This is a genomic window from Neptuniibacter sp. (assembly GCF_024231755.1).
Classification (GTDB): domain Bacteria; phylum Pseudomonadota; class Gammaproteobacteria; order Pseudomonadales; family Balneatricaceae; genus Neptuniibacter.
On the sequence record NZ_JAAEQH010000372.1, the window covers coordinates 1 to 9,866 of the forward strand.

Here is a 9,866-nt window from a genome sequence, read left to right on the forward strand (position 1 = left end):
ATTAAAGCAATGCGCAGTAGTGTAAGAATATTGGGTATTTTCATCTAAGTCTTATGCATCAGGATGAAGTGCCGCATAGATTTCCTCGGCAATGGTTTGGCTTATGGTAGAGACTTTTGCAATTTCTTCAATACTGGCGCGCTCAACTTCCTGAATTCCACCAAAATGACGTAGTAACTCTCGTCTTCTTTTAGGCCCTACTCCAGGAATATCTTCCAATACCGACTTTTTACGCGCCTTACCTCTTCTAGCGCGATGGCCAGTAATAGCAAATCGGTGAGCTTCGTCCCGAATATGCTGAATAAGATGAAGAGCCGATGAGTCACTTTCAAGAACCGTTTCCTCTCCGGTATCACCGGAGATTAGCACCTCAAATCCAGCCTTACGTGTTGGCCCTTTCGCGACACCCACCACTAGCACTGAAGTTATTTCCAGCTGATCCAGAACCTCGAGAGCCTGGGTTACCTGGCCTTTGCCACCATCAATCAGCAGAATATCTGGCATCTTGGCTTCACCCTTTTTAAGGCGTTTGTAGCGCCTTTCAAGAGCCTGATGCATCGCGGCGTAATCATTTCCGCCAGTTATTCCCTCGATATTGAAATGCCTGTAATCAGATTTCAGTGGGCCATTGCGATCAAAAACCACGCAGGAAGCAACCGTTGCCTCACCTGAGCTGTGGCTGATATCAAAACATTCCAGGCGCTGCGGCACCTCATCAAGGCTCAGGATTTCCTGTAACTCAAGGAAACGGTTATAGATATTCTTTTTGTTCGCCAGATAGCTACCCAGCTGCTGCTCAGCGTTGGTCTGTGCCAGCTTCTGCCAAGCTGAACGCTCCCCGCGGACTTTATGCGCAACTTTGACCTTTTTATCACGCTCCGATGCCAAAGCCTCTTCGAGACATTCAGCATCCTCAATGGCGGCTGAGGTTATAACGTAAGGAGGGATCTCTCTTTGGGCAGATAGGTACCACTGAGCAATAAACGCGGAGAGTATCTCTTCCTCAGTCTCTTCAACAGAAACCTTTGGGTAGTGTGATTTACTCCCAATAATCCTACCCCCGCGCACAAATAGCATGTGCAGACAAACACCACCGGGCTGTAATGCACAGGCAATAACATCCGCATCCCCCTGCATACCAGAAACATACTGCTGTTCCTGCACCTTCTGTAGGCTGATCAACTGATCACGATATGAAGCCGCCTGTTCGAAATTAAGCTCTGTAGAGGCTTTTTCCATTTGGCTGGCTATTTCATCCATTACTGCACTGTTTTTACCTTCCAGGAACATGGCCGCGTGTCGAATATCCTGTTGGTACTCATCAGCAGAGATCAACTCAACACATGGCGCTGTACAACGTTTTATCTGGTACTGAAGACATGGACGTGAGCGATTCTTAAAGAAGCTCTCGTCACACTGACGAATCCGAAAGATTTTCTGCAATAGATTCAGACTGTCCCGGACCGCGCCTCCGCTGGGAAATGGCCCAAAATAGCGACCACTCTTACGCTTTGCTCCCCTGCTGAAACGAACTGCCGGATAGCGCTCTTTGTCAGAGATAAAAATATAGGGATAGGATTTATCATCCCGTAACAAGATATTGTACGGAGGCCGGTACTGCTTGATCAGATTCTGCTCTAGAAGAAGAGCTTCTGTTTCACTGTTGGTGATGGTGATCTGTACATCAGCGATGCGGCTGACAAGAGAACGCGTTTTTACACTGAGCCCCGTGCTGCGAAAATAGCTGCTCACGCGATTTTTCAGATTTTTTGCCTTACCAATATACAGCAGTTGCTCATCACTGCCGTACATCTGGTAAACCCCAGGGCGCGTTGTCAGCTGCTGCAGAAAGGCTTTCGAGTCAAACTCGGTCGGTTGTATCTCTTCTGTCACGGAACTGTGTACTAATCAGCGGCCAGGGCTTTCTGCTTGCGGGTATCCATATATTCGTGGGTTGCGATGCGGTGAATCTCCTCCAGAGCCTCCATAGTGGCTTCTGTAATACCGGCACCACGAGAGAGTGATACTTCTAGGTAAACCCCGATTTCAGCGTAATAACACAAACGCGCATCTGTACTGCGTGACCGACGAAGCTTGGTCAAAGATATCTGAGCGCCGTTTACGAGAATGTTATTGATGTCAGAGTCAGCCATCATCACATCACGATTTTGCTCACTTAACGGGGCTGCTTTGGTGTTTGTACGGCTCATAGGATCATTTTCTCTTAATTCACAGCGGAGTTTGCCCCATACTTTAAGGCGAAAATGAGCGAATGTAACTAGATATTTAAGATGATTGCCGACCTAGACTGGATTATGAACACTCCCTCTCTAATGGATCTACCTGAGGGGGTAAGTGACTTTAAATGGCTAACTGATCAGATTAGCTTGTCAGGTCATGAATTTTTGCCTGCTGATAATAACAAACGGCTTGGTATTTACTTCGAAGACCTTGTAAGCCAGATTTTAAATAGTGCGCCTAACTCCATTGATATAAAAAGAAATATTAAGGTCTTTTCAGGCAAGATCACTCTTGGGGAATTTGATTTTATCGGCAGTTCACCAGCTGGAGATTTTCACCTGGAATGTGCCGTTAAATTTTATCTGAGAGTAGGAAAAGGTGATCAGCTTAGCCACTTTATAGGCCCTGGGAAAAAGGATCGGTTGGATATCAAATGGCAACGCATGCTCTCCCACCAGCTAGCCCTATCCTCAACTGATGAAGGAACTATTACCTGCGCAGAGCTAGGTCATCAACCAAAGCACAAAATTTTGCTGCTTCGGGGTTATCTGTTTCACCCCTTTTCTGAATTTGAAGCTGCATCAGCTGCTCATGTAGAAACTTTCGCGCCAGACATAAACCCTGAACATCTTCGCGGCTGGTGGATGAGAAAGTCAGAAGCAGAACTCCTCGGCACCCAGTATCACTACTCGATCATGAAAAAACCATATTGGTTATCACCAAACGTTATCGAAAACTATTCACTCGATGAATTAAAAACTCGATTAGATGGAGTGGATTTCCCAGTACTGGTTAACCGAGGCAGATTCGAGAAAAGTAGATGGGTAGAGAAAGATCGGGGATTTATCGTGCCGGAAGGCTGGTAGGAAACCGGCTACCCTGCATCGCAGGATAGCCTGAGGTCATCGCTTATTTTTCTGCAGCTGCAGCGTCTTTAGCAATAACTTTTTTAAGTGTAGCAACCGCTACAACTGTACCGATAATCATAGCCGCTACGATTACCAGGCTTGGGGCAGCAGAGATCATGCTGTATTTGTCCATAGAACTGTCCTCAGATTATGAGATTATGTAATAGTTATCGCGGCAATTATATATTCTGAAACAGCAGTGTCTATGCCTCTATAGCTTATAAAAACCTTACAAAATAAAGTGTTATAAGCTTATTCTCCTGGTTCTAGTCTTTTCAACAAACTAGAGGTGTCTAAACGACCTCCTCCCATCTCCTGCACATCAGCATAGAATTGATCCACAAGCGAAGTAACAGGTAGACGGGCACCATTACGACGCGCTTCATCCAGGACGATTTGAAAATCCTTTCGCATCCAGTCAACAGCAAAACCAAAGTCATATTGATCAGCAATCATAGTCTGATGACGGTTAACCATCTGCCATGAACCCGCAGCGCCATGTTGAATAACATCAAACACCTGCTCCGCATCAAGGCCCGAGCGTTTGGCAAAATGTACTGCTTCAGAAAGAGATTGCAGTAAACCTCCAATACAGATCTGATTTACCATTTTGGCCAATTGACCAGAGCCAGCGTCGCCTAGCAGCCGGGTAGACTTAGCGTAGGCATCAATAACAGGCTCAGCTTTCGCAAAAGCGTCCTCATCACCACCAACCATGACACTTAGTACCCCATTCTCTGCACCCGCCTGGCCTCCGGATACAGGCGCATCAAGGAATTGAAAACCTTTTTCTTTTGCGATGCTATCAAGCTCTCTGGCAATATTTGCAGAAGCCGTTGTGTGATCGACCAGTACTGCTCCCGGCTTCATGCCAACAAAGACACCTTCAGGACCACAAGTAACGTGACGAAGATCATCGTCATTACCGACACAGGTAAATACGATCTCTGCATTCGCTGCAGCTTCAGCGGGTGTTGCCACAAAGCTACCTGTGTACTCTCCGGCCCAGGCCTCAGCCTTGGCAGTGGTCCGGTTATAGACGCAAACGCTGTGACCTGCCTTAGCCAGATGCCCTGCCATGGGATAACCCATTACCCCCAAACCGATAAATGCAACGTTCATAACTACCTCAAACCTGAAACTTTATTCCGGGAACTATATAGATGAGTGAGGACTCAGTATAAATCATGCTGCTTTCTGTAAAAGGCATTTCTGTTACTATTTAGCTTCTGTTTTTATCGGATATTTTTATTTGCTTCTTACTTTTTTTTGTCTTCGTGCTTAGCTTGACTACTCCTGTTTCGACGCTCGCTAACAGCGATAGTCCTTATAAGCTCAACTTTGCCAACGTTGAAGGTCAACAGGTGAGTTTATCCGAATACAAAGGAAAAGTTGTTCTGCTGAACTTCTGGGCCACATGGTGTCCACCCTGTATAGAAGAGATGCCCTCTATGCAACGCCTAAGAGAGCAGCTAGATGGTAAGCCTTTTGAAATAGTGGCGGTAAATGTAGGAGAAGACAGCGCGGCTGTTTCAAGTTTCCTGATGGAATTGAGCTCAGATTTAACCTTTCCCATTCTGTTAGACGAAGAAGGGAAATCATTTGGTGAACTGGGCTTAAGAGCATTACCAACAACCATCCTATTTGATCAAAATGGCGAGGTTGTGACGAAAGTCCTTGGAGCCCGAGATTGGGATAGCGCAGAGTCAGTACAAGAGATTGAATCGGTGATAAACAAAGACAGTGCCAGTGCCTTATAGAGCACCAAAATACCTTTTCTCCCTTCCCTAGCTAGAATCTAAAAAGCCCCTACTCATAAGAGCAAGGGCTTTAATAATCTTTGCAGCTTGAAAACAACTATTCAGCCAGTACAGCCATTGCTGCCTGAGCTGCTACGCCTACTTTAATCGGCGCATTCATAGAAGCCAGGGTATTTTCCAAAGCATCCAGACATAACATAACGTTACGCTGAGTACATGCACTACCCATCAGACCGATACGCCATACTTTACCTGCCAGCGCACCTAGGCCCGCTCCTATTTCCAGGCTGTAGTTCTGAAGCAGAGCTGTACGAACAGCTGCATCATCTACACCTTCAGGAATAACAACAGAGTTTAGCTGAGGCAAACGACTCTCTTCGTCAACCAGGAAGCTGATACCCATCGCTTCAAGACCAGCTCGTAACGCCAGGTGCAGTTTCTGATGGCGAGCCCAGGCATTTTCCAGCCCTTCCTCTTCCAAAATCACTAATGCTTCATGCAGAGCGTAGAGTGAGTTTACAGGTGCTGTGTGGTGGTAAGCACGTTTTCCGCCCCCACCCCAGTATCCCATAACCAGGTTCTTATCCAGGAACCAGCTTGGTACAGGCGTCTTACGGTTCTGTACCGCTTCAACAGCCTTCTGGCTAAAGCTCACAGGCGAGATGCCTGGAGGGCAAGACAGGCACTTCTGAGTACCAGAGTAGATCGCATCAATACCCCAGCCATCCACATCAACTTCGATACCACCCAGAGAAGTTACCGCATCAACAATAGCCAGTGCGCCATTAGCGTGAGCCAGTTCACACAAAGCTTTCGCATCAGAGCGAACGCCTGTAGACGTTTCAGCATGCACAAATGCCAAAGCCTTCACATTCTCATTTGCAGCGAAAGCGGCTTTAACTTTTTCAAGATCGACAGCGGTGCCCCACTCATCCTGCACCATGATAGCTTCACCACCAAAGCGCTCGACGTTTTCCTTCATGCGGCCGCCAAACACACCATTCTGGCAAACAATAACTTTATCACCTGGCTCAACGAGGTTAACAAAGCATGCTTCCATGCCAGCAGAACCCGGTGCAGAAACAGGCATTGTCAGCTCATTTTCTGTTTTGAACAGGTTTTTCAGCATGGTTTTGACTTCATCCATCATGCGGATGAATTCAGGATCAAGGTGACCAATGGTAGGTCGCGCCATTGCAGATAGAACACGTGGGCTTACATCTGATGGACCAGGTCCCATCAGTGTCCGTACAGGAGGGTGAAAAGTGGTTGTCATTTAAAAAGGCCCTTACACTTTGGCTTGTTGTAGATATAGGGCCTTATTTGTATCAGCTCGACGCTAACTCATCAATCATTGCGATGATCATTTCTGCGGAATGTTTAGCTGCAGTGACCAGGAATTGATCAAAAGAGACTCCGGATTCTTTACCGGCGATATCAGAAAGCGCGCGAATAATGATAAAAGGCGTTCCAAACAGGTAACAGGTTTGCGCGATAGCAGCTGCTTCCATCTCGACGGCTTTCATCTCAGGGAACAGCTTGCGTTTACGTTCAACCCGATCCGGATCGTTCATGAACTGGTCACCTGTACAGATCAATCCGCGGGTCGTGTGCATCCCCTCCATGCGGGAGATACAGCGCTCTGCGACATCAGCAAGGGTTTCGTCTGGGTAGTATGCCACAGGGTGACGCGCCACTTGGCCGTACTCATAACCGAATACCGTCAGGTCAACATCGTGATGACGTACTTCAGATGAGATCACTATGTCACCAACATTCAGTTCAGGGTCATACCCCCCTGCTGAACCGGTATTGATGATGCAGTCAGGTTTAAACATTTGAAGCAGCATGGTGGTACCAACAGCTGCATTCACTTTACCAATACCGGATTTGAGTAAAACGATCTCTTTTCCGTGGATCTTACCTGTATGCAGGTGATAACCCGCGATTTCATGATCTTCACGATCTTCGAGTGAAGATTTAAGCAGCTCTACTTCTTCATCCATTGCACCGATAATACCGATGCGGATATTGCCATCTTTCTGCTTCAGCAGATCAGCCATATTATTTCCGTTGCTCATCTAGGGTTAGCTACCATCTTTTCAAACGCAATTTATCTGGCGGATTAGAGCACAGCTCCGCGTAAAAAAATAGCCGAAATGCGCGAATTTACTGGGTTATAACGACTTTTTGACCCTGATCACGAAGTCTGTCAGCCCGCTCGTTAATAAAACGCTGAAATTCAGGCATGCGCTGGTAAACCTTATCGCTGACGTATTCTAATGCGGTGTTAAAATGAAAAGCCTGAACATAACCATCAACCCGGAACTGCTCTTTTGCCTGAGCGTCAAAAAGCAACATGCTCGGAAAATAACTAAGCCCTAATTTATTGGTCCATTCTTGGGCTGTCAGCTTTTCACCTGACGGGAGAGTTATTTCTTTTTCTTTAGAAATATCAAAACGATAGGCTTGATACCTCTCAAGATTTTTAAAAGTATCTGAGCGACTTAACACCTGTTTATGCAGCTGATTACAATCTTCGCAGCCGGGATATTCGAATAGAACTGCTAACGGTTTATCTTTTTCTAAACCACTAAGATCATCACTGCTTTGAAATGAAACTGAGGGATAAAGCTCGCCGGTAATATCTTTATTGATGAGCGACTGCGCCAGTGATGTTTCAGTATTTCCTGAGACGACATAATCAAGAATTTTGGCCAGCATCTCCTTACTACGGTAGCCATCTATACGCAGAAATGGCTCATCAGAATCGGTGTAAAAAATTAGCGTTGGCGTATATTGAACCTTCCACTCGATCGCCAGCTCTTTTTCAGTGAGAACAGTTCCGTCAGGAAGTGTCACTTCACGATCACCCCATAAGTTCAGCGCGATCAGATCAAAGTTTTCCTGGATATATTGCCCAAGAACAGGGTCAAGAAGACTTTGCTGGACCAGATTGTAACAGTAGGGGCAGCCAGCCTGATGGAAGTAAACGATCAGTTTTTTGCCCTCTTCCTTTGCCTCCTCGATATCATCTTCTAGCTCAAGAAAACTATCTTTGAACCAGTATGGTGATTCAATCGCACTTCCTGAGTACTCAAGCAGCCTGGTTTCTTCCGCTTTAAGCTCAATACTGCTCAGGAAAACTAACAGGGAGAATAAATAAGCAACGGTCTTCATGTGCGGCCTGCCTCTTTGCTGGTTAACCCTCTAATTCTGGTTGCAGAAACGCAGATCAGCAACCTTCGATTGGCTCTTCTTGCATACTCGGCGGGAAAAGCCCTTGCCAACCAAAGCTCGCGAAGAGCTGGTCAGTATAGGTATCTACAGGAGCTGTAATTGATAGAATCTCGCCAGTAATCGGGTGCTCAAAGCTTATATGGCTAGCCATTAGCATCAAACGCTGCAGTTCAAAACGCTCTCTAAGAGCCTTGTTATGCTTATTGTCACCATGCTTAGTATCACCCGCTATTGGGTGGAAGATATGTTTCATATGACGACGGATCTGGTGTTTACGGCCGGTTTGAGGTTTAACCTCGACCAGTGAGTAGCGTGACTTCTCGTAGCGACCCACAGGCATATCGATCTCAACAGTTGCAAGCCGCTTGTAGTGACTGACCGCATCCTGTGCAGGCTTATCCTGATCCGCATGTTTATCCGCAATTTTATCCAGCTGCTCTTTAAGCGGGTAATCGATCACATCCTGTTCTGAAGTGTAACCACGGACCATACAAAGGTAAGTTTTATCAACTTTCCTCTCTGCAAAAATCACATTCATTTTCTGCGCTATCTCTTTGTTTTTGCCAAACAAAATAACGCCAGAGGTTGGTCGATCTAAGCGATGAATTGTATACGGGCTACCGCCCTCGAAGTATTGTTTAAGCATCGATGCAAGATTAGGAGTGCCTCTGGGAGCAATCCAGCTAGGATGGACCAACAATCCAGAAGGTTTGTTTACAGCAATCAGATGTTCATCTTCAAAGAGGATATTTAGCTCAGTCATATATCAAGCACAGGACACGTATGGCGTTATAAAGCTGGAAATTATAAGCATCTCCCCTTGAAAAACCGAGTAAAATGCTTATATATATGGGTAATAAATAACAAGGACATTCTTTCGAGGATAATATGCGTAACGTTAATACTTACGACGTTCGTTCTGAGCAATCAATTCTTCAGACGAACAAAGTAATTCGCAACACTTATATGCTGCTGGCAATGACAATGGTTGTGAGTGCTGTCACTGCTGGCATAGCTATGCTGGTTCAAGCGCCAATGATCGCTTACATAGGAGCAGTTATTTTAGGTTTTGTAATGCTATTCATTCTTAACAAGAAACAAAACAGCGCCGCTGCCCTTCCACTAGTTTTTGCTTTTACTGGCTTGATGGGATTTGGCCTTGGCGCAGTTATCAACCGCTATCTAGGCCTTGCTAATGGCGGCGAGATTGTAACGACAGCGTTCGCCATGACTGCCCTGACGTTCTTTGGTCTTTCAGCTTACGTGCTGACGTCAAAAAAAGATTTCAGCTTTATGGGCGGGTTCTTGTCAGCGGGTATGATCGTTGCTCTGGTAGCCATGGTTGCTCTTTTTGTTCTTCCGCTATTCGGCATTCACATGCCAGCTCTACATTTGGCATTTTCTGGGCTGATTGTACTACTGATGTGCGGCATGATTTTGTATGACACCAGCAATATTGTTAACGGTGTATACACAAACTACATCATGGCAACAGTAAGCCTGTACCTGAATATCTACAACCTGTTCATTCACCTGATGAGTATCCTAGGTTTCATGAGCGACGACTAAGAATCAGTTTTCAAGAAAAGCCCCGCTTTCTGGTAAGATGGCGGGGCTTTTTATTTATATGAACTCAAACTCTATCTAGTCTTTCGCAAGCAACGTTAGTGAACAAGCAATGAAATTTTCCATCATCATTCAGTCCTCCCCTTTTTCC

Annotated in this window: 11 protein-coding genes; 3 read left to right on the plus strand and 8 right to left on the minus strand. The window is 45.9% G+C overall.

Annotated elements, in window-relative coordinates; translation table 11 throughout:
* Nucleotides 1-51: 51 nt before the first annotated feature.
* Nucleotides 52-1,893, minus strand: coding sequence for an excinuclease ABC subunit UvrC (gene uvrC / locus GY843_RS20665; protein ID WP_297312570.1), 1,842 nt, complete (start codon nucleotides 1,891-1,893; stop codon nucleotides 52-54).
* An 11-nt stretch (nucleotides 1,894-1,904) separates the two neighbouring features.
* Nucleotides 1,905-2,210: an excinuclease ABC subunit C gene (locus GY843_RS20670; RefSeq protein ID WP_297312571.1), complete on the minus strand. Its 306-nt coding sequence runs from the start codon at nucleotides 2,208-2,210 to the stop codon at nucleotides 1,905-1,907.
* 81 nt (nucleotides 2,211-2,291) lie between these two features.
* Here GY843_RS20670 and GY843_RS20675 point away from each other — a divergent pair, with 81 nt between their 5' ends.
* Nucleotides 2,292-3,107 (plus strand): DUF1853 family protein, encoded by an 816-nt coding sequence (locus GY843_RS20675; protein WP_297312572.1) that lies wholly within the window; start codon nucleotides 2,292-2,294, stop codon nucleotides 3,105-3,107.
* 43 nt (nucleotides 3,108-3,150) lie between these two features.
* Here the strand turns inward: GY843_RS20675 and GY843_RS20680 are convergent, their stop codons facing one another.
* Both GY843_RS20680 and GY843_RS20685 read right to left on the minus strand, forming a co-directional pair.
* A complete protein-coding gene (locus GY843_RS20680) occupies nucleotides 3,151-3,282 on the minus strand; it encodes a hypothetical protein (protein ID WP_297312573.1) in 132 nt (43 codons plus the stop codon).
* A 119-nt stretch (nucleotides 3,283-3,401) separates the two neighbouring features.
* Entirely contained in the window at nucleotides 3,402-4,271 is an 870-nt protein-coding gene (locus tag GY843_RS20685) for an NAD(P)-dependent oxidoreductase (RefSeq protein ID WP_297312574.1), read from the minus strand.
* 155 nt (nucleotides 4,272-4,426) lie between these two features.
* Between GY843_RS20685 and GY843_RS20690 the strand changes: the two genes are divergently transcribed.
* On the plus strand, nucleotides 4,427-4,909 hold the full coding sequence (locus tag GY843_RS20690; protein WP_297312575.1) for a TlpA disulfide reductase family protein: 483 nt from the start codon (nucleotides 4,427-4,429) through the stop codon (nucleotides 4,907-4,909).
* A 97-nt stretch (nucleotides 4,910-5,006) separates the two neighbouring features.
* Here GY843_RS20690 and GY843_RS20695 read toward each other — a convergent pair whose 3' ends face one another.
* The 4 genes from GY843_RS20695 to GY843_RS20710 form a co-directional block, all read right to left on the minus strand.
* Complete coding sequence (locus GY843_RS20695) at nucleotides 5,007-6,185, minus strand: alanine--glyoxylate aminotransferase family protein (protein WP_297312576.1); 1,179 nt, start codon at nucleotides 6,183-6,185, stop codon at nucleotides 5,007-5,009.
* A 52-nt stretch (nucleotides 6,186-6,237) separates the two neighbouring features.
* Nucleotides 6,238-6,990 (minus strand): 5'-methylthioadenosine/S-adenosylhomocysteine nucleosidase, encoded by a 753-nt coding sequence (mtnN, locus tag GY843_RS20700; RefSeq protein WP_297312577.1) that lies wholly within the window; start codon nucleotides 6,988-6,990, stop codon nucleotides 6,238-6,240.
* An 88-nt stretch (nucleotides 6,991-7,078) separates the two neighbouring features.
* Nucleotides 7,079-8,089 (minus strand): thioredoxin fold domain-containing protein, encoded by a 1,011-nt coding sequence (locus GY843_RS20705; RefSeq protein ID WP_297312578.1) that lies wholly within the window; start codon nucleotides 8,087-8,089, stop codon nucleotides 7,079-7,081.
* 55 nt (nucleotides 8,090-8,144) lie between these two features.
* Nucleotides 8,145-8,912 (minus strand): pseudouridine synthase, encoded by a 768-nt coding sequence (locus GY843_RS20710; protein ID WP_297312579.1) that lies wholly within the window; start codon nucleotides 8,910-8,912, stop codon nucleotides 8,145-8,147.
* Between the two features lie 125 nt (nucleotides 8,913-9,037).
* Here GY843_RS20710 and GY843_RS20715 point away from each other — a divergent pair, with 125 nt between their 5' ends.
* A complete protein-coding gene (locus GY843_RS20715; RefSeq protein WP_297312580.1) occupies nucleotides 9,038-9,718 on the plus strand; it encodes a Bax inhibitor-1/YccA family protein in 681 nt (226 codons plus the stop codon).
* Nucleotides 9,719-9,866 lie beyond the last annotated feature (148 nt).